The sequence below is a fragment of the Gimesia algae genome, from assembly GCF_007746795.1.
GTDB lineage: Bacteria > Planctomycetota > Planctomycetia > Planctomycetales > Planctomycetaceae > Gimesia > Gimesia algae.
In genome coordinates this window covers 5,602,708-5,627,480 of sequence record NZ_CP036343.1, presented here as the reverse complement: position 1 = coordinate 5,627,480, position 24,773 = coordinate 5,602,708, and the positions used below count along the sequence as shown (strand labels likewise).

Sequence of the window (24,773 nt, the reverse complement as noted above, 5' to 3'; positions counted from 1 at the left end):
ACCACTCCATGCAGGCATCGATCATCACTTACTGGGGCTACGCCACCATTGTCTTCTGGACGATCCTGCTGGTTCCTTCGCTTATCATGATGATTCGCAAGCGCATTACCCGCTGTCTACCCGAGACGGATATTCCTAAGGTCTGGCCTAAGATCTCCGTGATTGTTCCCGCCAAAGACGAAGCCGAAACCATCGAAGTCACCCTCAACTCACTACTGGCTTCCGACTATCCGCATCTGGAAATCATTGCCGTCAATGATCGTTCCGCTGATGAAACCGGTGCGATCATGGAACGTGTGGCGAAAGAGGCCGCAAACCAGGATCGCGCCAGCATGCAGATCGTCCACATCACAGAACTGCCTGCGGACTGGCTGGGAAAATCACACGCCATGCATCAGGCCGCCAAGCAGGCAACCGGCGAACTGCTGTTGTTTACGGACGGCGATATCATCTTCGATCCAAACGCGATTTCAGAAGCGACGCGGGTCTTCCTGCATCAGAAACTGGATCACCTCTGCCTGCTGCCTCAGTTGGCGCGGGGCGGGCTGATCGAAATGGCATTCATTACATTCTTCGGCTTCCTGCTCACTGGCGGCATGTTTCTCTGGCTGGTACCGACTCGTTGGCATTTCGCTTATATCGGCATCGGCGCCTTCAATCTGGTCCGTACCGAAGTCTATCAGCAGATCGGCGGGCACGCCGCGATTAAACTGGATGTACTGGATGACATTAAACTCGGCAAACTGATTAAAAACTATTATTATAAACAGGACTTTTATCTGGGCATCGAACAGCTCAAGGTCCGCTGGCAGCCTTCTGCGTGGGGTGTGATTACCGGCGTTGAAAAAAACTCGTTCGCCTCATTTCACTATTCCCTGTCGTTAGTCTCCCTGGCAACGTTGGCATTTCTGCTGTTTTTTATTGCACCCTTTATCGTCCCGTTTCTGTACCCGCTATCACAGACGATCGGCTTTCTGATCACTGTCGGCCTGCTGCATCTCTGTTATGCCACGATTGCCGTTCTATTCGCTTCAGGGCTCCGCGTGACGCCGCTGCTGTTCTTCTCGTCGCTGGCACTCGCCTTTGCCATCTGGCGCTCGGCTTATATCACGCTCAAAAACGGCGGCGTCCGCTGGAGGGATACCATCTATCCCCTGGATGTGCTGAAGAAGAACCTGTATTGAAGCGTGGGAGCTTAATTCGCAGAGTTCTGGGGCTGTTCTGCTTCAGCGGGTTTTGATTTTGGATACCAGGGTTTATTTTTGACCGTCAGGTAGCGGCTGCTGGTCTGGCCGCCATCCGATCCCAGGTTTACGATCCGTCGCTGCATGGTATCAATGATGAAACGTCTGCCATCGGGCAGGTACAATTCGTTCCAGGCATGTCCGCCCACACGGCTGGCATCACCATAATTGCCGCGGACCAGCGCCACGTCGAGTTCCGCCTCGTCGGCCAGCAGTTTGAACAGCAGGGCCCGATGGCGACAGACACCCGCGCCACACAGCCGAGTCACATCGCCCAGCATGACCCCCTCATTCGCATATTCTCTGGTCAGGAGTACGACTGCGGGCGTGCTCCAGCGGTTGTTTTTGTCGAGCGACATATTCTGGTCCACATATTTGGCCAGCCGAGTCGCCCGTTTGAGTGGCACTAATGCTTTTAATTCCTCGGAATGAGCGAAATCCAGATGTTGTTTGAGGGCGGCGTCACGCTGGCGGTCGACGATAATCAGCTCGCGCCGGGAAAATGCCTGTCCCTTTTCATCCAGCTTCATTCCCCGACCGCCGTCTACATATCCGTCCCGGATTTTGATTTTCGGCCCGACGAAATGTGTGGAATGATAATCCACGGTCGCCTGGCGCGCCTGTTCCCGCATTTTGGGACGTAAGGAATCATCATCAGGGTAGCCACGCAAAGCCAGATCCAGAAAGAGGTCGCTGCTGCGGGAATCCACCTGATGAACTTCAATCGCGATCACATTCGCGCCGGATACCAGATGAGCCGCATCGATTTTAAAATACTGGTAGAGCCGTTCTTCCAGGCCGTCGGATCGCTTCAAGGCACGCGTGTCTGCTGTGATCTGACCCTGGGGAAGATTGTGCCGGATGACCTCTTTCCCGTTCAGATAGACAACACAGCCATCGTCGCTGCGAATCATGAATACCAGCTGTTTGAGTTGGCTGGCGTCTGTGATATCAAACGAGTGCCGAAAACAGGCTGTGATCGTTTTCTTCTGTGGATCACTGCCAAAATTTAATGTGGTACTGATATCCGATTCTCCATATCCCAGTGGTGCAGTGCCAGATTTCCATTTCGAATCGTCGAATTTCGGTTCAATCCAATGAGGGAGCAACGGCTGGCCGTCATCCTGGTATCGCCATGTGCTTTCCTTACCAAATGGAATCAGGGTTGTTTGTGCCCCGACCCGGGATGCGAACAGTATTAAAACAAGCAGGATGAGAAGACTGGCGAATTGGGTTCGACGCATGTGGTTCAGTCCATTTTCAAAGCATATCTGTTTCGGTCGCTGGCGGATCTGAGACGGTTCAGGTTTTGAAATGGTATTACATGTCAAATTACGAATCAAGAAAGCGCTTCGGGAATTCATATTAGACAGGAGCTCACCTCCTCTGCAGACGGGTAAACCACGTTTTCTGTGTATGCTGAACGACCTGACTGAACGCTGATCGTTCGTCAGAAATGCCCTTTTGACGTACTGAAATGTATTTAGTCCCTGTTTCTGAGGTGTTGCTGAATACTGGCATAGAATCTGCATAACAGTATTCACAACAAAGTGAGTCATAGGAGATATCACCAGATACAAACAAGGCTCACGAGGGGAAGCCTCAGCCAAATAAACCCCAGCCAAATACAATTGAACAATTTACAGGAGAAAAACATGTCATTTTTGAAACTAAGTTCTGCATCGGCACTGGCTGCTCTGGTTCTCGTCGGTTGTGAGACCAATTCGGAGTCCATTGAGCAGGCCCGCAAGAATGTGGACGAAGCCAGGATGGAAGGTCAGGAGCAGATCGCTCAGGCCGAACAGGAAGCAACTGCTGAGATGCACGAAACCAGGCGTGTCGGCACCGAAAACATTCGAGAAGAAATGCAAGACGTTCAGGAAGCCCGTCAGGAACGTGAATCATCGGCTGAAGTCAGTGAAGAAATGCGCGATGTGAATGAAGCACAGCGTGAGCTGAACGAGTCACTTGCTCAGGCCAAAAAAGCCAATGCAGAAGATGTTGCGGAAGCAAAAAAAGAGGCTGAAGAACGTGTGACGGAAGCGCGAAACCGATTAGCCGAAACGAAAGTGGAAGCTCTGAAGAACGCTCAGGAAAACGTGATGGAAGCCGAAAAAGCTTTGAAAGAAGAACAGGCTGAAGTCACCGAAGCGGAAGCGACTCTCGCTGCTGCGAAAAAGAAGCTGAGTGAAACCAGTGAAGCCGACAAAGAAGATGCTCAGGAAGCAGTGAAAGACGCAGAAGAATCACTGGCTGCTGAGAAAAAAGATATCGCTGAATCAGAACAGAACCTGCAGAAAGCAAAGCAGGAACTTGATAAAGTGAAAACGCTGATCAACAAATAAACCACGAAATAAACGGATCAGTCCGCATTCACGATTTAACAACCCGGATCGCAAGGTCCGGGTTGTTTTTTTATCTCTGTTTGAAGCAAGATGTTTGATGTCACTGTTCTACTATTGTCTGAGAATCCCAATGGATCCAGGCATCTTTTACATAGCGTGGCTGACCTGTATTCATCAGGACCCAGCGACTATGGTACCCATCTGGCTCGCGGGCTGCGACATAAAAGCGTTCGACAAAATCTGCCGTTCGCGCTTCCGGTTTGATTAATCGGGGATGCAGAACCTGCATCAGATCACCGGACGCCGGTTGAGTGAACCAGATGAAAGGGCTGTTTGAAGTCTCAGACCATTCAGGAGAGTCCTCAAACTGCACAGGCCCATTCATTTCCGCCAGATCACGATTCTGTTCTTCCAGAAACTGGGGAGTCATGGCATAGATTGTTTTTAAAGTACGCGTGTCTTCCCGATGTGAGGGCGGATAGACATAAACAGGCCAGATCATGAACCCCAGAAAAATCAGTAACGCCAGCGTACAACAGCTATGGAAAAACCATTTCGAAGTAGAAAATGCAGTCTTTTTTTTCTGTAACGGTTCATTGTTCATGTTATGATTTCCTGAGAATGATCATATCACGTTTTCAGTAAGATGCGACGGGCACATTTCGTAATGAAAAAATCAGATCCGCAAAAAGAATCTGCAGAGCCTCAGTCTGGGCCTGCGGCTTCAGTGCAACTGGAAGCATTTGACATTTCACACAGGTCACTCTTCAAATTATCGCTCCCTGTGGACGAATACTACAGCAACTCGCATCCGCTTATCGATGAGGATGCTTATCGCGTTCAACAGAAGATTGGCTTTGTGACAGGAGTGATCTTTGATTGGAAGGGAAAGCAGGATCAGGAATTCCATAACGAGTATGATGAAAAAGGAGCCTTGTTGCACAGCCGTACGGTTCATGCGGACGGTACGATCATCGATGGTTAAATCAAAATAAACAACAGGAGTGGAGAATTTAATGGGCGCCTGGGGATATAATACCTTTGAAGATGACAGCACCTGCGACTGGGCATATGACCTGTACACTGCCAAAAACACGGTTCAGTTTCTACGCGAATCCTTAACGCCTGAAGATTCCGATGACTACCTGGAATACGACGACTGCTGTTCGATCCTGGGAGCCGCGGAAACCGTGTATTCACTTTTATTTGAAGTCAGAGACAGCCCGCCTGTCGAGTTCCAGGAATGGGTTCAGAACCATCGCGGTCTGGATGTGACCGACTTAAAGCCAGTCTGTGTGCTGGGATTGAATCGAGTACTTTCGAAGAATTCGGAATTGAATGAACTCTGGTCAGAAAACAGCACAGAGTATCCCGAATGGAAAGGCAACATCGAACGCATGATCCACGCGTTTAATGCCTGAATAACAGAATATCAAACTACCTGTTACCAACAGAGAGCCCACATTGTGAACACTCAATCTGTATTATCGATGGTTGTATTTTTAAGCTTGATAAGCACTGCACGGGAATTGTCTGCGGTAGAACCGTCGTCTGTTGATCTCTCTAAACTGTCTGCCGATGCCGTTGTCAATACGGGCAGCAGCACCTACGATTCACATCCTTCTGCGATCACTTTGTCCGATGGAACGACGTGCGTTGCCTGGACGGCTTTCAAAGAGAGTCGCGATCAGATTCTGCTGCGTTTCATCGCCGCCAATGGCACTCCCGGACCACTGCAGACGGTCAGTCAGGAAGGCAGTGTGCACGGGCATCCGACTGTGGTCTCTTTGAATGAAAAAGATCTGTGGGTGATCTGGTCCGCCAAACGGCCCGAAGGCTGGAGAATTCTGGGGCGTCTCTGTCGCTCCGGGGTCTGGCAGAAAACCGTTCCCATTTCCGGTAAGCAGTACCAGGCAATTCATCCTACAGCGATACGTGTTTCCGAGCATGTCATGACGGTCGCCTGGAGCGGCCTGCAGCAGTCCCGGTTTCGGATTCAGACCCGCTCGCTGCAGGGAATTCGCTGGCTGCCGCCCCGGACCGAATCGGAAACAGAGGGGAACGCGTTTCGGCCCGCACTTGCGTTCAAACCGGATGGGAATTTCTGGCTGGTCTGGGATCAATACGATCAGAACCATTATCGTGTGGTCGGCCGCAATTTGAGTGCCGGACAAAGCCTCATTGAAGCGATCTCGCCGACTGACATGCATTGCCTGCAACCCACACTGTTATACACCGATCAGGGGCTCTACGCGGCCTGGTTACAGAAGCAGGACGTGGTTGGCGGGCCGGGAGTCGTCAGTCAGTGGCATACACTGCATGTTGCAAAACGGACTGATGACGGCTGGCGACAGATCACTGACGCAGCAGGGAACCCGGTTGCCGCTGAGTTGACACAAGGCCTGGTAGCTCAAATCGAACCGCAGCCGGTCGCCACCAGTGGTTACCTGGGGCGACGCACGACGTCAATGCTGCTGGCCGATGAGAAAGGAATCTGGCTGCTCTGGGAACGGAAATCGGACCATCGTGGTTCAACAGCCCAACCGCGCGGAGATCTGGTCGGCTGTCAAATCCTGCAGGATCAACTCCAGCCAGCCGTTGTGCTCGCCCAGGGAAAGGTTGACTATCATCTAGCTCATCCTGCCCAGGTCTCAGGTGGCAAATTCATCGCGCTGGCTTCCAACGTCTATCCGGGAGGACGACGCCTGTATCATCGTCTGCTCTGTGATGTGAATCAACATACGCCTTTTCAGCAGGCGGAATGGCAGGGTTGGCGACCGACCGAACTTCCTCTTCAGCAAGAACTCACCGAACGCCAGCAGATCCAGGTGGGCGAAAAGACATATCAGCTGTATTGGGCGGACATGCATTGTCATAATAATCTCTCGTCCGATGCGGAAGGCGAACCCGATGAATTGAACTATTATGCCCGCGACCGGGGTGCCCTGGACGTGGTTGTCTTCACGAACAACGATTTTTACATCGTCCCGTTAACCCAGTACGAATACGAACTGGGTAACTTTTTCGCGAATGCATTTACCAGGCCCAAACAGTTTCTCTCACTCCCCGGTTATGAGTGGACGTCCCGCATTCCCGGGGTCAAGACTGCGCAATTATCCGACCCCGGCAACTGGACACATCCTTACAAAAATCGATCTTACCCTAATCACCGGAGTGTGATCTATCCTCCTGCCGGCGGACCGGTCATTCGTTTCATGGAAGTGGAAAACGATATTAACCGCCTGAATTACGAAGTCGAAAAAGCGGGGGGGATCACACTGACACAACATCCGGCTTTCAAACCCTCGGGGCATCCGGTGGAAGTCGGGATGGAACTGACTTCCGGCTGGGGAAACTATATGCAACAGGTTCCCCAGCTGTTTCATGGGGTCCTCAATCAAGGCGGACAACTGGCATTTGTCGCCTGTGGTGATTCGCATCGTCGCGCACCGGGACTGAGTGGTGCATTGACGGGAATCTATGCGGAAGAACTGACTGCGGAATCCATCTTCGCAGCATTGAGAAAACGCCGCTGTTTCGCCACGAATGGTTCCCGCTTTTTCGTCGATTCCCGGGCCAATGGTACACTCATGGGGGAAGCGAGCACGACAGAAACAGGCGACGTGGAACTGACGCTGCAGGCGACAGGCACACGTCCGATTGTCAGAGCCGTTCTCATTCATAATGGTAGAGCAATAAAAACATTCGAGGGCAAAGACACAAAAGATTTCAAGACCACGCATCAGATTGAAAATCTTCCCCCTGGCCGTCACTGGTTCTACTGGCGGATCGTTCAGGATAAAGATGCTCCCGCGCTCCCCGGGAATCTGATGGTCGCCCATGGCCATCTTGCCTGGTCTACGCCTCATTATGTGAATGTTGTCGGCAGTAAGCATCCATCGAAATCAGATTGATCAGGGAAGGTTTGAACTCGGTGAATCTCCCAGATTGGTCTCATCAGAGTTAATTCTGTCTGTTATACTCACTTACTGAGGCTCGATCCTCAATTCTTCAGACAATATTCCACTCATCAGCCAGCGCAAAAATATGACACAAACAACCCCCCCATTCAGTCTGCTTATATTGCTCACATTTCTGTTGTCAGGGAATTCCGACCTGTCGGCACAACTGACGATTCCGAAGCAGGAGAAGTTCGAGGGCGCACCGATTAAAACGACGGTGACCGTCACCCTGTTGATGGAAGATAACAGCGCGGCTCTGTTTGCCCAGCAGTGGGGACAGACATTTCGTGACCTGGGAATCTCGATTCGTACGCGTCGATCTGTCCTTGATGACAAACCAGCCATCGAACAGGATCTGCGGGGGACCTTACGTGAAGTTCGGCTGACTGGCACGCTCAATCGGAACGGAGAGATCCAGTTCCCCGGCCATCGCTTTGCCCGCAGTGATCTGGGGCGACTCAAAGAATGGTTGGGCGAACTCAAAACATTTGGGGCACAAGGTTCGCCTGATAGCAAACCACTCTGGGGCTTATCGAATGCACAATTCAAAACCGTCTTTGATGTCCTCTTGCAGGAATCGCCTGCCAGCGTGCAGGGACTCACATTAAAAGCGGCCATCGACAAACTGGATTTTCCCGACTCACTTCCGATACGCTTTGACATTGATGCACAGAAACGACTGGCAGAAGCCTCTCCTGACCTCACCATCAAAGCCGATCTGGAGAATCTGGCCAAAGGGACGGCACTGGCCATAGCCCTCAAACAGTATGGCCTTGCGTTCTATCCACTGCGAATGCCCACCGGTTCGCTGGAACTGCGGGTGACTCCCTGGGAAGCGACGGACTCACCCTGGCCGATTGGCTGGGATCTGAAACTCTCACGTCAGAAAACAGCGCCCCGGTATTTCGAACTGATTCCGGTCGAACTCAATAGCGTACCGTTGCGGGATGTGTTAATGGCGGCATCCAAAGCATCAGGCATCCCCATGATCGCCGATGAATATGCTATCGCAAAGAAGGATGTCGACCTGGATCAGATCAAAGTCACCGTCTCCAAAAAAAGGACCACCTGGGGGATTCTGATCCGCAACGCCATCGGCCGTGATGGACTCACCCGTAAACTGGTGATCGATGAACGCGGGCAACCCTTCATCTGGATTACCGTCTATAAGCCACGCGTCTCGCCTGTCACTCGCTAACTGGTTTGTGGATTATGGAACCGGAGGAGCAGGGGGAGGCGGAATGGTCTCGATCGTGAAACGGGCGTTCTTTTTGATCGGGGCTTTCGTTGGCTGCGGTTTCTGAGGCAACATGGTTCCCTGCGGCGTATCGATGCTCATACTGCTGTTGGCGGCACCAACCGGGATGGGTTGAATATTCGCTGGATAAGGCTCCCCTTCCGCATTCACATTCATCACGGTATCGTAGGGAGAAGCGGCAATCATGTCACCGCCTACCAGATCGGGGCGGACGTATTTCACATTACGACCAGGCGTCACGCCGTACTGCCAGTGAAATAACGCCACCTGATTTGCTTTGTATGGTAAATGTTCCCGTTTCTCAAAGAAGATGGCGGGGGCTCTGAGCGTATTGTAATCCATCCACATACTCGACAGGCTGTACTTCTTCCGATGCACGCACCCCTGCTGACTCAGCAGCGCTACTGAAAGCAGTAGCAGCAGGATTTGAGACCAGCGAAATCGGATAGGACGAAACATGAACCAACCTGAACGAAAGTGATGTCGTACGAAAGACCTCAAAAAAATGCGGACGATTTTTGCGCAGCATCTCTCTATGCCTGAAAGATTCATCGTCGAGACAATTCCGCGGGATTCAATCAATTCCTAGCGAAAGAAAGCTTCCGCGGGGAAAAAATACCTGTCGCGTAATATAGGTAGAACAGGGTGACTATTACTGCCACATCCTGGCGAAGATTTTCCCGAGTTCCGGGATCTGGTAGTGAGCATTCAGTCCACTGGGATTGGGGAGTACCCAGATATCCACATCACCGATGGTCTCATCCTGTAGTCCCAGTTGAGCTTTATTTCTGCTAAAGGCTTTACGGTAGGATGTGATTCCCAGGAACACGACTTTCTGCGGACGAAACTTGAGCACTTTTTCGGTCAGAATCTCAGCCCCTGCGTCGAGCTCTTTTTTCGAAAGTTCATCTGCCCGTTTGGAGGCACGGCTGACGATGTTCGTCAACCCGCCTCCCCGCGCGAGCAGTTTATAATCTTCGAACGGGGAGTAGAGTCGTTCGGTAATCTTACCGCGATGCATGGCCGGCCAGAAGCGATTGCCGGGGCGGGCAAAGTGATGACCCACGGCAGCAGAGTACAGCCCCGGATTCGTGCCAACGAACAACGCTTTCAAGCCCGGTTCGATGAGGTCGGGAAGTTGTTTATGAATCGCCTGTTCCAACTGCTCTGGCGTTGGTTTCCAGATTTCTTCCACGCGTTCAAAACTCCCTGACTTGATCTCTACTCGATATAACCGTCATTGCGCAAAGCATCAATGGCACGTTCGAAGGCGTTAACGGTAAATTTGATTTCTTCATCCGAGTGAGACGCAGTTGTCATGGCGCCCCAGCCAAACCAGTCGACGCCGTTGAGCAGCAGCGCACAGCGGAAAGCGTGCCCCAGTTGTGCATCGTGTTTGCGATCCAGTCGATCAAAGTCGTTTTCGTAAGGCACGAAGGAATCATCGGTGGGCCGCGGTCCGTCGTAACCGGGGAAGACTTTGATGATCGAGAACTGGCCGTAGACTACCCAGTTCACATTTTTGCGGGTCAGGACTTCATTCATACCCTTTCGCAGTTTTGCGGCACTTTCATTTGCCAGGCGACAGGGTTCCCCGTCGGTGATCTGTTTTAAGACGGCGATACCGGCGGCCGCGGAAAGAGGATTGGCGTTATATGTTCCCGGGTGTTTCATCTTCTGTCCGAACGGATTATCAAAGGCAATCGCCTGCATCAGATCGGCACGACCCGCCAGGCAGCCACCGGGCAGACCGCCGGCTACAATTTTTGCCAGTGAGGTCAGATCGGGAACGATGCCCCGCACTTCCTGCATGCCGCCAGGAGCGACACGAAATCCGCTGATGACTTCGTCCATGATCATCAGCACGCCTTTGTCAGCCGTCAACTTTCTGAGTCCCTGCAGAAAACCATCTGCGAGTGGAACCACACCCCAGCGGCTGCCGGTGGCTTCGATAATCAAACAGGCCGGGTCATGTTCGGCAATCGCGCGTTCCACCAGCTCCAGGTCGTTAGGACGCAGGATGATCAGTTCCTCAGAGACGCCATTGGTCACGCCGGGCATCGCGTAGGTTTTATCATCGTGAGGAGGTTCTGATGCCTGGGTCAACATATCATGCCAGCCGTGAAAATGACCGGCGAACTTGATGACTTTGGTTTTCCCGGTTGCAATCCGCGCCACACGGAGCGCCATCATCGTCGCTTCAGTGCCGCTACTGGTGAACCGCAGCATTTCACAGGAAGGGACCAGTTGACGAACCAGTTCGCCCCATTCCAGTTCGAGTTCGTGACAGGCACCGAAGTGGGTGCCTTTCGCTACCTGTTCCTGAACTGCTTTGACCATCGCAGGATGGCTGTGTCCCAGAATCAATGAGCCGTGACCGCTCCAGTAGTCAATGATGTCATTTCCGTCCACATCGTATTTATGCGCTCCCAGAGCGTGGTCGACATAAATCGGAAACGGCTTCATATAGCGACCATCGTGCGTCACACCACTGGGGAACAGGGTGCACGCCTGCTGATACATCTTTGCCGATGTAGGGAATTTCGCAAAAAAGTCGGCTTCAATCTGCTGTCCTACGGCCTGGCTCATGGCATTGAACTCACTGTAAAAGTAAGAAATGATTCTGATTCAATTCAGAAATCGGAGTGCACGCGGAACAATGAACCTGCAGGCAGGAACCAGTCCCGAGAGATTAATTTATATCGGAATCAGTGTCAAAGATCAAAGTAATCAGAGATGGAATGCGGAGTAAGTAAGACAACTTTCCCTGGACAACACGAAACTCACCGGTGACCCCGGAATACATCCGAGGCCACCCGGTAGTTTGTGTAAAGAGTCTGTTTTAGTACTCGTTCGCTTTTTCCGTCTGTCCTTCAACGCCGGCAAAGCTGCTTTCGACCACCTGTCGCACGAGCCGTTCGTCGGCTTCCTGCTTGAGTTTGGCAATCGCATCAGCCAGTGGCATTGGTCCCAGATCACCGTCAATGCGGTCACGCACGGCGACCGCAGTCTGTTCGGCTTCTTTGGGGCCGACGATGAACATGTACGGAATCAGTTCCAGCTGAGCATCACGAATCTTGGCATTGACCTTGGAACTGCGGGTATCAATGGACACCCGGAATCCGTTCTTGCGGAGTTGCGCCACCACTTCGTTCGCGTAGTCCAGCGTTTTATCACTGACGGGCAGTACCCTAATCTGTTCCGGCGCGAGCCACAATGGGAAGGCACCCGCGAAGTGTTCGATCAACATGCCGGTGAAGCGTTCCATCGAACCGAAGGGAGCACGGTGGATCATCACGGGGCGATGCGGCTGGTTGTCGGAGCCTGTATATTCCAGCTTGAAGCGTTCCGGCAGATTGTAATCCAGCTGCACGGTTCCCAGCTGCCATTCGCGGCCGATACAGTCGGAGACCATAAAGTCGGCTTTCGGGCCGTAAAACGCGGCTTCGCCTTCGCATTCGCTGTAGGACATGCCCGAAGCTTCGAGTACTTTTCGCAGACTGTCTTCTGCATGCTGCCAGTTCTCTTCACTGCCGACATACTTATCACTGCCGGGCTCGCGCAGTGATAGCTGTACTCGGAAATTATCGAGACCCACCGATGCCAGCACGTACTTGACCAGTTCCAGTGTCGCACGGAATTCTTCTTCAACCTGCTCGGGAGTACAGAAAATGTGCGCGTCGTCCTGCGTCAGTCCCCGTACACGTAACATGCCGTTCAATTCGCCGGTCTGTTCGTGACGATACACGGTGCCGAACTCAGCCAGACGCACGGGCAGATCCCGATAACTGCGAGGCATCGATTTATACATCTCCGCATGGTGCGGACAGTTCATCGGCTTGAGCAGATAGCGTTCGTGCTTGTGTTCCCAGGCTTTGAGGATCTTGAGCTTCTCTTCACGACTTGCACCGGGAGGAAATTCAAAGTCACAGTTCATGACCCGGGAGGATTTGAAGAAGAGTTCTTCGTCGTCTGCAGACAGGCTGTCTTCTTCCAGCTTCCGGACCCAGAAATCGACGAGCTGGCCGGCATCATGGCCGAACAGGGGTGCGAACTGGGAATCCCGGTAGTAGGGGAAGTGACCGCTGGTTTCGTAGAGTTCGACCCGTCCGATATGGGGCGAATAGACGGGCTGGTAACCCAGGCGGGTCAGTTCAACTTTAATGAAGTCTTCCAGTACCGCACGGATGGTGGCCCCTTTTGGCAGCCAGAGACAGAGCCCCTGCCCGACTTCGGGATTGATCGCAAACAGCCCCAGCTTTTTGCCCAGCACACGATGGTCGCGGCGTTTGGCTTCTTCGACTTGTTCCAGATACTGTTTCATATCCTTCTTACTGAACCAGGCAGTACCATACAGACGCTGCAGCGGTTTATTACCGGCATCCCCTTTCCAGTATGAACCGGCAATAGAAAGCAGCTTGAAGGCTTTGACTTTACCGGCGTTGGGAATATGAGGGCCGCGACAGAGATCGACAAATTCTCCCTGGCGATAGAAGCTGAGTTGTCCGTGATCGGCAAGGCCGGTCTGAATGTGTTCGGCTTTGGAATGCTGATCCATTTCATTGACGAATGAGACGGCTTCATCCCGGTCGAGTGAGAACCGTTCAAAAGGCTCTTCCTCTTTGATGATCTTCTTCATCTCTTCTTCGATTTTGGGGAAGTCATCTTCGCTGATGGTATGTTCCAGACCAAAATCATAGTAGAAACCATGAGGCAGAGTCGGACCGAAAGCGAGTTGGATGCCCGGCCAGAGACGCATGACAGCCCGCGCCATAATATGAGCACAGGAGTGCCGCATCACGCCGAGCGCTTCGGCATCGCGTTCGGTCAGCAGGCGGAGCGAGATTTCGTCGGAATCAGAGATGTCTTTTAACGGGCGGAACGCATCACAAACGGTTCCATCCACTTCAGCAGCGACGACGGCATTGGCCAGTCGTTCGCCGATGGACTGGGCGACATCTAAAGCAGAACTGTCATCGGCATACTCTTTTACGGTTCCATCAGGTAATTTGATTTGAATCATTCGATTTTCTGAACTTCGTCTAAAGTCGGAACCACCACAGTCGCCGTTACAAAGGGCTCACTGCTCAGGCAGTTCGAAGGAGGTACGGTCTTTATATTCGACAGCAGAGGCCGCCGTCAATGTTCGCTCTCTCGCAATAAAATGCGGCGAAACCATTGAAATTGGTATGATCGGCCACACAGGTCAAAAGACTGTGCCTTTCAGCAGTTTTTTTTACAGAAAGTGTTCTGGAACTTGACGATATCTTCATGGATGCTTACCCTGCTTAACCTCAGGACGATTAGCTCAGTTGGTTAGAGCGCCACGTTGACATCGTGGAGGTCACCGGTTCGAATCCAGTATCGTCCACTTGTTTTGGAATTAAAAAACGCCATAAGTTACTTAATTAAAGTGGCTTATGGCGTTTTTTTTATTACGTGGAACCGTTTCCATAATTGAGTATGGTCACAGGCGTCTATTTTATTTTGCCTGGACGATTCTGAAATAAAAATCCCCCCTTGGCTTCAAACAAGGGGGGAGAATCATCAGGCAACTCATTTCACCATGTCGAACTCAAAGTGATTTGCTCCGCTTTTCACTTCTGCTGTCAGACTGCTTGTTTCACCAGAGCGATATTTCTCTGGAATCTCTTTAAACTCTTTTGGTTTAGATTCTGCTGGCGACAAACCTGGGGGCTCCTCTACATAAGGAGGCGTTATCGTAATGGTATAAGTACCAATTTCGATTCCGTCTGGGATCGAAAATGTGCCTTCACTATCAAGTTTGGCTCCCGCAGCAATCCCTGTTTTGCCAGAGAAGAAATTGACGGTACCATCCGTGACTGGTGTTTCTTGAAACGTGACCTTTCCCGAAATGTCGCCACGGGGAGTTTCACTGACCCCGGAGCCACAACCGGTCGTTGTAATCGCGCTTAATACGGTCATAAGTAAAATACAGTTCAACGGAGTGTATCTAATCTGGCAGTATCGATGCACATATGAACTGAGTTCGGAAGTCAACAAAAAATTACGATCGCTGGATTTCATAATGAATTTAAACCTGGTTATTCAGATGGTAGTTTTGGATATCAAGTGCAGAAACGATTTAAAACTCGCCAATAACGAGTCCATCGTTTCTGGCGCCGAGTTTCTGCAGGGTTCCCAGGTCAATACTATTGCCGAGGAATCGAACTGCCCCATCACCGAGTAAAACATGAATTCCACCTGTATGAAACGAATTCAGAATCGTATTGTAATGCCAGCTGGATGCCGAACCGTTGGGAGGACTCGTTGTATCCAGGTTAAGAGCGTAGCGGATTGTTGAGACGGCTGCACCGAAATGAGAGCTTGAAGTGATCTGTGAGGGGCGTTGCGTTGTGTTGTAAAAACCACTCCAGCCACCATGATAGTTCGCCCGCAGGTCTCGGTTACCCACCATTCCCGACTGCTCACTGATATAAATTGTATTTGACGTACCATCGGTAACATCACGAATTTGAGTGTGCCCGTTAAAGAACAGAATCCCATTTTCACACGCGCTTCCCCGGCCACTGATGTCAGGAGAACACCCGGTTCCAGGATAAGACCCCATGATCCCCACATAATCGTGAGTCTGACCTAACTGGTCGTTGTAGTTAGAAGGATTATTATTGCTGGAAAGTGCACTTGAGGGACAATTATAAACGGGAATTGTCAAGCCTTCCAGAATGCCAAAATTGGTGCCGTAATACCCGACACTCCACCCACCTGAAAATCCATCCGCTGAAGTGGGATGCGTTTTAGTCAGCTGTGCATAAAGGGGCCCCTGATCGATATAAGGAAGTAAGCTGAATCGCCAGTTACCTTTATAGTAGGGGTATTGTGCTCCGATTGGGAAGGTGCGATGTGTGTCATGGTAGTTGTGCATCGCAAGCCCCAGTTGTTTCATGTTATTCTTACAGGTGCTTCTGCGTGCTGCCTCTCGCGCCTGCTGAACTGCAGGAAGTAATAAAGCGATTAAAATGGCAATAATGGCAATCACAACCAATAGTTCAATTAGTGTGAATCCGTCTTTTTGACTCTTTCTTTTCATCTTCATCTCATTGTTATCTAAAGTTTAGAAAAAAAGGCGCGAGATGATTATAAAAGGTCAATTCAGGCAATGGCAATGTAAACTCTGCTAAAAATAACAAGACAGACCGTCTAATTAAATCTTTGTGTACAAGAGGTTACACTTAGATGTACTAAGCTGGAAGAATGGCGTCATTTAACCTGTTCTACCAGTTCTGAAGTACACTGGGGGCAGCGGGTCGCTGTGAGATCGATGGTCGATTTGCAGAACGGGCAGGCTTTGGTTGTCTCCGGTTTGGGTTCTTCCTGCCGCTTCATTTTGTTCATCTGCCGAATCACCAGAAATATGACAAACGCGACGATCACGAAATCGATGACCGTATTGATGAAGAGACCGTAGTTGATGGTAACGGCTTCGGCGGTGTCGGTTTTCTCACGTAGAACAATGGAAAGCTGAGAGAAGTCGACTTTGCCCAGTAACATTCCGATAGGGGGCATCACGACATCTTTGACCAGCGAAGAGACGATTTTACTGAACGCCGCCCCAATGATAATTCCCACGGCCATGTCGACGACATTGCCCCGCACCGCGAACTCTTTGAATTCTTTGAGCATTCCCATTGATCACACTCGCTTTCTGTTCTGTGGTAAAGTGCCTGGTCAAACCGTCAAATTCTATCCAGTTTCCTTAAATTCAGTTTTCCCCATGTTCTGCATTTGATGGTTGTAGACGGAAACATCAGCTTCTTCAAGTTCACTTTGACTGACCGCATCGTTCCATACAACCCGTACTGATGCTGTCAATATTCCGATACGTTCCTTGAATTCGGCAATACGCGCACAGCCGGACTGATTATCGGGTCGATCAATTCACTGGACCGTGCCAATTTATTTCAGATCACTGACGATCAGTTCCCGAAATTCGGGAATTCGATCTTATGGATTTCAGTAAGGTTTCAGGATGAAGGATCATCCCCTGTTTGTCAGCTGCGGTATCGGTCTGCTTTGCTCAACCATTCTGGTTGCAGGCTGTGCCTCGCATACCACAACTGTTCAAAAGTCGTCCACCGCGAACGCAGAGGCCGTTGCGCGTACGTCGATTGGGTTTGACGAACCGGTTGAGGAACAACATGCATTTCCGGAGCAGATCGTGCAGACTGGTGCTGAAACGGTCGACGAGAAGTTTGCGGATGGAGTCCGGTCGGAACTGGTTATCCAGCAGTCTCCCCTGTCTCAGTCTCTGGGAGAACTGGAAATGCTGGCCGTCGATCAGAATCCGCGACTGGTGAAACTCTATCGCGAATACAATGCCGCCTCATCGCGCAGTCGTTATGTGAATAAACTGCCGGACCCCAAAGTGGGGACGAATGTATTCGGGGCGCCGATTCAGACTGCCTCCGGTTCACAACGTGCCGTCCTGAGTGCCAGCCAGGCGATTCCGTGGCTGGGGAAATTAGATGCGGAAGAGCAGCGGGCCTGCTTCGAAGCATTTGCGGTGCGTGCTGATTATCTGGCGGAACGCCTGCGGGTGATCGCTGCGGTACGCACGGGCTGGTATCGGCTGTATGTGATTGATCAGCAGATTCAAACTGCGAAGGCGAATCAGCAATTGCTGCAGTCACTGATTGACGTGGCGAATGCTCAGATTACGACAGGGACTGCTACTCAGGGAGATGTTCTGCTGGGAACGCTGGAGCTCAGCAAACTGGAAGAACGATTGCTGACCTATCGAAAACTGCGCGTCGCTGTCCAGGCGGAAGTGAATCGACTGGTGGCCCGTGATGCGGATCTGCCGATTGTGGTGCCGGTGGAGCTGGAAATCTCGCTTCCGGTATTATCAGCCCAGGAGATTTATGAGACGACATTGAGATCACAACCGGAAATCCAGGCGGCACAATTGCGGACGCAGGCATCGCGCTGGGGGATTGAAGTGGCGCACTTAAGTCGTCGTCCGGAACTGACTGTTTCCGCGAATTACTTTTTTACTGATAATAATCGCCCCGCTTCCTCGCTGTATCAGGTCGGACAGGATCCCTGGTCACTCGGTGCACAAGTCAGCATTCCGCTCTGGCGTGATAAATACGATGCCCTGGAGGACGAAGCGACCTGGAAGCACCTCGCCTCGACTGACAATGAATCCGAACTTCGCGATCGCTACGATGCGTTGATTACGGAACTACTGGCAGAAGCTCGCCGGGCTGATGAAACGGCGAAGCTGTATCAAAACACAATCCTGCCACAGGCGCGGCAGACATTACGAGCCGATCAGGAATCGTATTCACGCGGCGCCGTTGAATTTGATCGCGTGATCCGAGACTACCGAAATCTGCTCACGCTGGAACTCGGTTATCATTCGGCTGTCGGGGAACTGGCTGTCTCGCTGGCACAACTGAGCCGTGTGGCGGGTCAGGATGTCGAACTCGCGCCTGTACCAGCACTTCCGGAACGGCCGCAAGAGTAACGGAGAATATCAGTCTGGACTTCCGCTTTCTCAGGCGATATATTTCCTGTAGGTCTGCTAATCAATTCTACAGGTAAATTTTCATGTTCCGGCAGTGTCGCACTTTGATGATTTGGATGACAGCGTTCATGCTGTGCGCTCAGACTGTCTGCCCGGCAAGCTTGTCTACCTGCTGTTGTCGAACGAATTCAGAGACAGATCAGACTGAACTCGGCTGCTGTCAAGCAGGGTCTGCTCAACCGGTTCAAAAAGCCTGTTGCAATCCGACAGCCAGGCAGACTGAGAATGTGTCTGGCGAATTCCACACTGCTGGATGTTCCTGCGGTCAGAACGAACTGCCTGCTTTACCTGGTCAGTCGCGGCACATACAGGAAACGTTGTTGCAGGATCTTAATCTGCAGTTGGCCAGTTTTGTGGACTTTTCTCAAGCTGCAGAACCATCATGTCAATTCTATGACGTGGCCGTCTCGTCCCATCACTCTCAAAAATACGCACAAGTTCTGTTCTGCGTTGCTTTGATCTAAAACGGATTACGTTTCCTGCTGTCTACTGGACTCAGTCACGTAATGTCTGTTGAGTTTCTTTTCCCGGTTTGACTGTCTTCGTCTGGTTTCTGCCTCAAACCGATTTTCTTTATCTGCGTCGATGCTTGTTAAAACGCAATTTACTGCCCTCAAATTGCACCAAACTTGAGTGGCTGGTCAGTTTATTTCCGGCACGGTCCAATGCTGGTGAATTGTGACTGGCCAGCTGCTCCTTTTATAAAATATCAGAGGTGGAACGATGAGTTCTTCGATTAATGAATCAGAGCCACAATCCAGTAACCCGCCGCCACCGCCTGATGCCAGGTCGGGCCGCTGGTGGCTGCGCAAACTGCTGCCGGCAGGGTTGTTCCTCGCGGTAGGATTGCTGTTGATTGTGCTGACGGGGTTGGCGCAGCGCCTGGGCTGGATTCAGGCCGGTACAACAGCAGGCATCACTGCCTCCACAGATGGCAAACAGACGGTCTATACCTGCCCCATGCATCCCCAGATTCGACAGCCCACACCAGGACGCTGCCCCATTTGTGGCATGACACTGGTTCCCGCTGCAAAATCAGGAGCTGATATAGATCAGCTGGCAATTAATATCGAACCCACTCAACGCAGGCTGGCAAACATTCAGACTGCGGAAGTGAAGTCGGAACCCGTGAATTCGATCATTGAAACGATTGGCTCGATCGAAATCGATGAGAGCCGACATGCAACAATCGCTGCTTACATTGATGGAAGAATTGAAAAACTGTTCGCTGATTACACCGGAGTCGAAGTTGAGAAAGGCGATCATCTGGCGATAGTCTACAGTCCGGAGCTTTATTCGGCCCAGATCGAATTACTCGAGGCCCGCAATGCTTTAAAAAAGATGACTTCCGGATCTCTGGCTGTCGTGCGTGAAGTGCAGGAAAAACTGGTAACCAATTCACGCCAGAAGCTGGTTGAACTGGGTATGACGGACGAGCAGATCAATCAACTGCTGACCAGCGGCAAGGCAGAGTCGAGGCTCACTATCTATGCGCCGTTTGGCGGAACCGTCACGCAGAAACTGGCTGAAGAAGGAAAGTATATCAAAGCGGGAGAACCAATCTACCGGATTGCGAATCTGAGTACGGTCTGGCTGATGCTGGAGTTGTACCCGGAAGATGCATCCCACATCCGTTTTGGACAGGTTGTCGAAGCGGAGCTGCAGTCACTGCCTGGTAAGATTCTCAAAGGACGTGTGGTTTTCATTGACCCGACTGTCAACAAGACGCGCAGGACAGTCGGCGTACGTGTTGAGTTCAGTAACGAGCATGGTCAGTTGAGACCCGGAGATTATGCGAAAGCACAGATTACCGTTCCCATTGGTCCACAGGGGAAAGTGTATGATTCCGAACTGGCGGGAAAATGGATCAGCCCCATGCATCCCCAGGTGATCCGTGATCAGCCGGGAGACTGTCCGATTTGTGGTATGAAGCTGGTGCCCACTTCGCGTTATGGATATTCAGAACAGCCTGTCGACCAGAATGCAGCGCTTACCGTACCACGATCTGCCGTTCTTCTGGCCGGCGATCACAGTGTCGTTTATGTGGAAACAGAACCGGGACGTTTCGAGCTCAGGAATGTGACGCTCGGACCAATGTTGAGAAATCGTGCCGTGATTCTGGATGGAGTCAAACAGGGGGAGCAGGTTGCGACTGCCGGCAACTTTCTGATCGATTCGCAGATGCAACTCTCGGGGAAACCCAGTTTGATCGACCCTACGAAATTTTCGCGAGACAAAAAGAAAAAATCAAAATATCGTAATGAACCATTGCAGTTTGATTCCATCAGAATTGAAAAGCTCTCTGGCAAGCCGGGGCAGAGTCTGGAGAACCTGTACTTCGTTTATTTCGCGATACAGAAACAGTTTGCAGCAGATCAAAAAATCTCAGAACATCAAGCGACAACACTGAGCAGACTGGCGTCAGAACTGGCTCAGGGGTCCCAACTCGACCAGACAATCAAGTCGGAGTTAAAGCAGGTGGCAGCGTACGCAGCGCATCTGCATCATCTCTCGCTGGATGAAGCCCGTAAAAAATTCAAGCCGATCAGCCATGCGGTGATCAAGCTGGCAACCCAGGTGCGTGGCGATGGCGCAAAACAACCCTATTATCAGTTTTTCTGCCCGATGGTTTCGCAGGGGGAAGGGGACTGGCTGCAGAAAGATGACAAACTGCTCAATCCCTATTTCGGCAGCAAAATGCTGCATTGCGGGAAACTGGTGAGTACCTTCGCAGCTGGGACATCCACTAATACAAAAACCGGTCAGAAGTCTGACGGCACGGAAAACAAAACCCCATCAAGGCCCAAAGGAGAATAGTATGTTACGCGCCTTGATCTCTTTCAGTATCCGGGAACCCCTGATCATGCTTTGCGCAACGGCGCTGTTGATCGGGTTCGGGTGGTTTAGTGCTCGTGAAGTTCCCATCGATGCGATTCCCAACATCGGCGAGAATCAGGTCATCATCTTTACTGCCTGGCCGGGGCGTTCTCCCAAGGATGTGGAAGATCAGGTCACCTACCCGCTTTCCGTTTCCATGCTGGCCGTACCTGATGCAGAATCGGTCCGAGGGAAAAGTCTGTTTGGTTACAGTTTTGTGCAGGTCACTTTCAAAAACAGTACCGATTTTTACTGGGCACGTTCGCGCGTTGCCGAACAACTGGGGACATCGGCTGCATCACTGCCAGAAGGAGTTGTTCCCACATTAGGACCGGATGCCACTGGGTTAGGGCAGGTGCTCTATTATGTGTTGCAGCCGCCACCGGATATGAATCTGGCTGAGTTACGCAGCCTGCAGGATTTTGTGGTGAAGTATGAACTGCAGGCAGTACCGGGCGTGAGTGAAGTGGCCAGTGTCGGCGGTTACGTCAGACAGTATCAGATTGAAATCGATCCGGATAAACTTCGTTTTCACGATATTCCCCTTGATCAGGTGATTGACGCGGTTCGCAAATCGAATATTGATGTCGGCGCTAAAACCGTTGAATCCGGCGGCATGGAATTTATCATCCGTGGTCGTGGCTTCATCGGCGCCGATCAGGATTCCAGTCAGGCCGTCAACGATATTGAGCAGACCGTGGTGCGCTCTCGTGAAGGAGTGCCGATTCGCATTCGTGATCTGGGACGCGTGCAGCTCGGTCCGGAGTTCCGGCGTGGCGCGATTGATCTGAACGGTGCCGAAGCCGTGGGGGGCGTGGTGGTAATGCGGTTTGGTGAGAATCCCCGCAAGGTGATTGACCGGATCAAAACGAAAATGTCGCAGATCGAGCCCAGTCTCAAAGGTGTCAAATTTGATCTGATCTATGATCGAACAGGGTTGATCAATGAGACCATCGGTACGTTGACCACGGCACTCACACAGGAAGTCATCATAACAGCGGTTGTGATCCTGCTGTTTCTGCTGCATCTGCGCGCCAGCCTGGTCGTTGCGATTACTTTACCGATTGCCGTTCTGATGGCGTTCATCGCTATGAATGTCTTCGGCATTGATGCGAATATCATGTCACTGGCCGGTATTGCGATAGCCATTGGGACCATGGTAGATATGGGGATCGTCGTTTCAGAATCGATCTACGATCAGCTGGCGGAGTGGGAAGCAAAGGGGAAACCGGGAGGAAAAACAGCGAGATTGACCGTAATTAATACGGCTGCGGCGGAAGTGGCTCCCGCTGTGGTGACGGCGGTGATGACAACGGTGGTCAGTTTTTTTCCGGTATTCATGCTCACAGGGCGGGATTATAAACTCTTCGCTCCGCTGGCCTGGACAAAAACGTTCTCGATCACCGCTGCCCTGATCGTCGCGATTACACTGGTTCCGTTGCTGAGCCGTCTGTTTCTGGCTTCGCCTCAAAGAACACACCGTCGAAGGTCTCTGATTTCGGTCGTGTTTGCATTGGTCTGTGGCTTTCTGGTCTGGTCTGCGGCTGAGACTCTTGTCAGCCTCATTTCGATCAGTCTGCCTGTATTGATTCTGGGAGCAGTCATCGCGGGGGGTATTGGCAGCTACTGGCTCTTAAGCGAACGCTTGCGGCCGATTGATGAAAATCCGGTCGGAAAACTGATCCATTTTCTCTACGAACCAACGCTTCGTTTTTTTATGCGGCATAAACTGCTTTTCTTCTCGTTTCCCACACTCGTCGTTTTACTGGGGATGGGGGCCTGGATCGGCATGCCCACGGTGCTCAAGCCGTTTGAAAGTGTGGCCCGCTTGCTGGGGGTCGATGCCAACGAAGTACCCGGCTGGGTGGAAACCAAACATCTGTTTCCGGGACTGGAATCAAATGACTGGATTGCTCTGGATGAAGGGAGCTGGTTTTACATGCCGACCCTGTATCCTGCTGCCAGTTTTACCCAGGCGATGGAAGTACTGCAGACCCAGGATGCGCTGATCAAAGAGATTCCCGAAGTCGAAAACGTTCTCGGGAAAATTGGCCGTATCGATTCGGCACTCGACCCGGCTCCGGCTGCGATGATTGAAACTTATGTGATGCTCAAGCCGGTGGAGCAGTGGCGGGAAGGAATCACTTCGAAAGATATCTGGGAACAGATCAACGCGGTCGCGACACTACCGGGTGTCACGCCAGCTTCTCCTTTGCAGCCAATCGAAGGGCGGGTGATCATGCTGCAGAGCGGCATCAAAGCACCGATGGCAATTCGCATCTTCGGCGATAGTCTGGATGGGCTGGCAAAAGCATCCATTGCCGTTGCTGATCAACTGAAACAGATTTCCCAGGTGAATGGCTCGACGGTGAACCCGGATATCGTGCTGGGAAAACCTTATGTTGAATTTGATGTGAGTCGCGAAACCGCAGCCCGGTATGGGATGTCGACTGCGATGGTCAACGAAATAATTGAAACTGCCCTGGGAGGTTCGAATGTCACGCGTACTGTCGAAGGACGCGAACGCTATCCGATTCGTGTACGCTATGATCGCAACCTGCGTGAGCAGATCGACGAATTGAGCAGACTGCCAGTCGTCACGCATTCAGATGAGATTATTCCTCTCTCTTTACTGGCGGAAATGAAAACAACCTGGGGTCCGGGTGTGATCAACAGTGAAGATGCCCGGCTCGTAGCGCACGTTTCGTTTTCTTCATCGGGACAGGAGGGCGCGCTGGAAACGGTCGCTGCTGTCGAACAGAGTCTGCGCGCTGCACAGGCAAATGGCTCTTTGGATTTACCCGCCGGTTATGCGTTGCAGGCAGTGGGTTCATTTCAGAATCAGGTCGAAGCAAACAATCGCCTGATGTGGGTGGTGCCGCTGGTGATATTGACAAACCTGTTTATTATCTACCTGCAGTTCCGTAATTTTCCGATCGCTCTGGCAGTTTTTTCCGGGATCCCGGTCGCTTTTGCCGGAGGTATGATTCTGCTGGCGGTCAATGACATTCAGATTAATACTGCTGTCTGGGTGGGTTTCATTGCCTTGTTTGGGATCGCCGTCGATGATGGCGTGGTGATGGCGACCTATCTGGATCAGATCTTCACACGCAACCGACTGAAAAATACTTCTGATATTCGCAATGCTGTAGTGGAAGCAGGGCTGAAACGCATCCGCCCCTGTCTGATGACAACCTTCACAACGATCATTGCACTGTTGCCGGTAATCTATGCAACCGGACGAGGATCTGACGTCGCCAAAGCCATGGCCTGGCCTGTGATTGGCGGTATGACAGTCGCTTTGCTGACGCTGTTTGTTGTTCCAGTGATCTTTGCCGCTTATAAAGAGTTCAAAATGAACCTGGGGTTGGACGATCCCCACTGGGCAGGTACGGAAGACAAAATCGAATCCAGCTAGAACGCGTCACATTGAACCATAGCGTCTCTCAATCTATGATACTCGGTCCAAAATTACCCTGGAGACGCTACAGTAAAACTGGACAGAGTCTAAGAGAA

18 protein-coding genes and 1 tRNA gene are annotated in these 24,773 nt (G+C 51.6%); 10 read left to right on the top strand and 9 right to left on the bottom strand.

The window, feature by feature from the left end; all coding sequences use genetic code 11:
• Window positions 1-8 precede the first annotated feature (8 nt).
• On the top strand, window positions 9-1,184 hold the full coding sequence (locus Pan161_RS21030) for a glycosyltransferase (protein ID WP_145230548.1): 1,176 nt from the start codon (window positions 9-11) through the stop codon (window positions 1,182-1,184).
• An 11-nt stretch (window positions 1,185-1,195) separates the two neighbouring features.
• On the opposite strand, the gene Pan161_RS21025 is transcribed toward Pan161_RS21030, so the two are convergent.
• Window positions 1,196-2,488: an EDR1-related protein gene (locus Pan161_RS21025; RefSeq protein ID WP_197995442.1), complete on the bottom strand. Its 1,293-nt coding sequence runs from the start codon at window positions 2,486-2,488 to the stop codon at window positions 1,196-1,198.
• A gap of 411 nt (window positions 2,489-2,899) precedes the next feature.
• On the opposite strand from Pan161_RS21025, the gene Pan161_RS21020 reads away from it, so the two are divergent.
• Complete coding sequence (locus Pan161_RS21020) at window positions 2,900-3,589, top strand: coiled-coil domain-containing protein (protein ID WP_145230544.1); 690 nt, start codon at window positions 2,900-2,902, stop codon at window positions 3,587-3,589.
• Window positions 3,590-3,689: 100 nt separating this feature from the next.
• On the opposite strand, the gene Pan161_RS21015 is transcribed toward Pan161_RS21020, so the two are convergent.
• Complete coding sequence (locus Pan161_RS21015; RefSeq protein WP_145230542.1) at window positions 3,690-4,193, bottom strand: hypothetical protein; 504 nt, start codon at window positions 4,191-4,193, stop codon at window positions 3,690-3,692.
• Window positions 4,194-4,256: 63 nt separating this feature from the next.
• Between Pan161_RS21015 and Pan161_RS21010 the strand changes: the two genes are divergently transcribed.
• The 4 genes from Pan161_RS21010 to Pan161_RS20995 all read left to right on the top strand — a co-directional run bounded on the left by Pan161_RS21010 (window position 4,257) and on the right by Pan161_RS20995 (window position 8,749).
• Window positions 4,257-4,574 (top strand): hypothetical protein, encoded by a 318-nt coding sequence (locus Pan161_RS21010; RefSeq protein ID WP_145230540.1) that lies wholly within the window; start codon window positions 4,257-4,259, stop codon window positions 4,572-4,574.
• 31 nt (window positions 4,575-4,605) lie between these two features.
• Window positions 4,606-5,010, top strand: coding sequence for a DUF4259 domain-containing protein (locus Pan161_RS21005; protein ID WP_145230538.1), 405 nt, complete (start codon window positions 4,606-4,608; stop codon window positions 5,008-5,010).
• Between the two features lie 45 nt (window positions 5,011-5,055).
• A complete protein-coding gene (locus Pan161_RS21000) occupies window positions 5,056-7,503 on the top strand; it encodes a DUF3604 domain-containing protein (RefSeq protein WP_145230536.1) in 2,448 nt (815 codons plus the stop codon).
• Between the two features lie 133 nt (window positions 7,504-7,636).
• Complete coding sequence (locus Pan161_RS20995; protein WP_145230534.1) at window positions 7,637-8,749, top strand: hypothetical protein; 1,113 nt, start codon at window positions 7,637-7,639, stop codon at window positions 8,747-8,749.
• Window positions 8,750-8,761: 12 nt separating this feature from the next.
• On the opposite strand, the gene Pan161_RS20990 is transcribed toward Pan161_RS20995, so the two are convergent.
• From Pan161_RS20990 to thrS, 4 genes are all read right to left on the bottom strand, one after another.
• Window positions 8,762-9,268 (bottom strand): hypothetical protein, encoded by a 507-nt coding sequence (locus Pan161_RS20990; protein ID WP_145230532.1) that lies wholly within the window; start codon window positions 9,266-9,268, stop codon window positions 8,762-8,764.
• A 193-nt stretch (window positions 9,269-9,461) separates the two neighbouring features.
• Complete coding sequence (gene mug, locus Pan161_RS20985; protein WP_145230530.1) at window positions 9,462-10,004, bottom strand: G/U mismatch-specific DNA glycosylase; 543 nt, start codon at window positions 10,002-10,004, stop codon at window positions 9,462-9,464.
• Window positions 10,005-10,030: 26 nt separating this feature from the next.
• Window positions 10,031-11,398 carry an aspartate aminotransferase family protein gene (locus tag Pan161_RS20980; protein WP_145230528.1) on the bottom strand — a complete coding sequence of 456 codons (1,368 nt, stop codon included), beginning with the start codon at window positions 11,396-11,398 and terminating at the stop codon, window positions 10,031-10,033.
• A 253-nt stretch (window positions 11,399-11,651) separates the two neighbouring features.
• Window positions 11,652-13,832, bottom strand: coding sequence for a threonine--tRNA ligase (gene thrS, locus Pan161_RS20975; RefSeq protein ID WP_145230525.1), 2,181 nt, complete (start codon window positions 13,830-13,832; stop codon window positions 11,652-11,654).
• 274 nt (window positions 13,833-14,106) lie between these two features.
• On the opposite strand from thrS, the gene Pan161_RS20970 reads away from it, so the two are divergent.
• Window positions 14,107-14,180, top strand: a tRNA-Val gene (locus tag Pan161_RS20970).
• A gap of 185 nt (window positions 14,181-14,365) precedes the next feature.
• On the opposite strand, the gene Pan161_RS20965 is transcribed toward Pan161_RS20970, so the two are convergent.
• The 3 genes from Pan161_RS20965 to mscL all read right to left on the bottom strand — a co-directional run bounded on the left by Pan161_RS20965 (window position 14,366) and on the right by mscL (window position 16,474).
• On the bottom strand, window positions 14,366-14,755 hold the full coding sequence (locus tag Pan161_RS20965; protein ID WP_145230523.1) for a carboxypeptidase regulatory-like domain-containing protein: 390 nt from the start codon (window positions 14,753-14,755) through the stop codon (window positions 14,366-14,368).
• A gap of 160 nt (window positions 14,756-14,915) precedes the next feature.
• Window positions 14,916-15,881 (bottom strand): DUF1559 domain-containing protein, encoded by a 966-nt coding sequence (locus Pan161_RS20960; RefSeq protein WP_044236154.1) that lies wholly within the window; start codon window positions 15,879-15,881, stop codon window positions 14,916-14,918.
• Window positions 15,882-16,051: 170 nt separating this feature from the next.
• Window positions 16,052-16,474: a large-conductance mechanosensitive channel protein MscL gene (gene mscL / locus Pan161_RS20955; protein ID WP_390620754.1), complete on the bottom strand. Its 423-nt coding sequence runs from the start codon at window positions 16,472-16,474 to the stop codon at window positions 16,052-16,054.
• A 346-nt stretch (window positions 16,475-16,820) separates the two neighbouring features.
• Between mscL and Pan161_RS20950 the strand changes: the two genes are divergently transcribed.
• The 3 genes from Pan161_RS20950 to Pan161_RS20940 all read left to right on the top strand — a co-directional run bounded on the left by Pan161_RS20950 (window position 16,821) and on the right by Pan161_RS20940 (window position 24,675).
• A complete protein-coding gene (locus tag Pan161_RS20950) occupies window positions 16,821-18,320 on the top strand; it encodes a TolC family protein (protein ID WP_145230519.1) in 1,500 nt (499 codons plus the stop codon).
• A 783-nt stretch (window positions 18,321-19,103) separates the two neighbouring features.
• On the top strand, window positions 19,104-21,197 hold the full coding sequence (locus tag Pan161_RS20945) for an efflux RND transporter periplasmic adaptor subunit (protein WP_145230517.1): 2,094 nt from the start codon (window positions 19,104-19,106) through the stop codon (window positions 21,195-21,197).
• 1 nt (window position 21,198) lies between these two features.
• Window positions 21,199-24,675, top strand: coding sequence for an efflux RND transporter permease subunit (locus Pan161_RS20940; protein WP_145230515.1), 3,477 nt, complete (start codon window positions 21,199-21,201; stop codon window positions 24,673-24,675).
• Window positions 24,676-24,773: the final 98 nt, after the last annotated feature.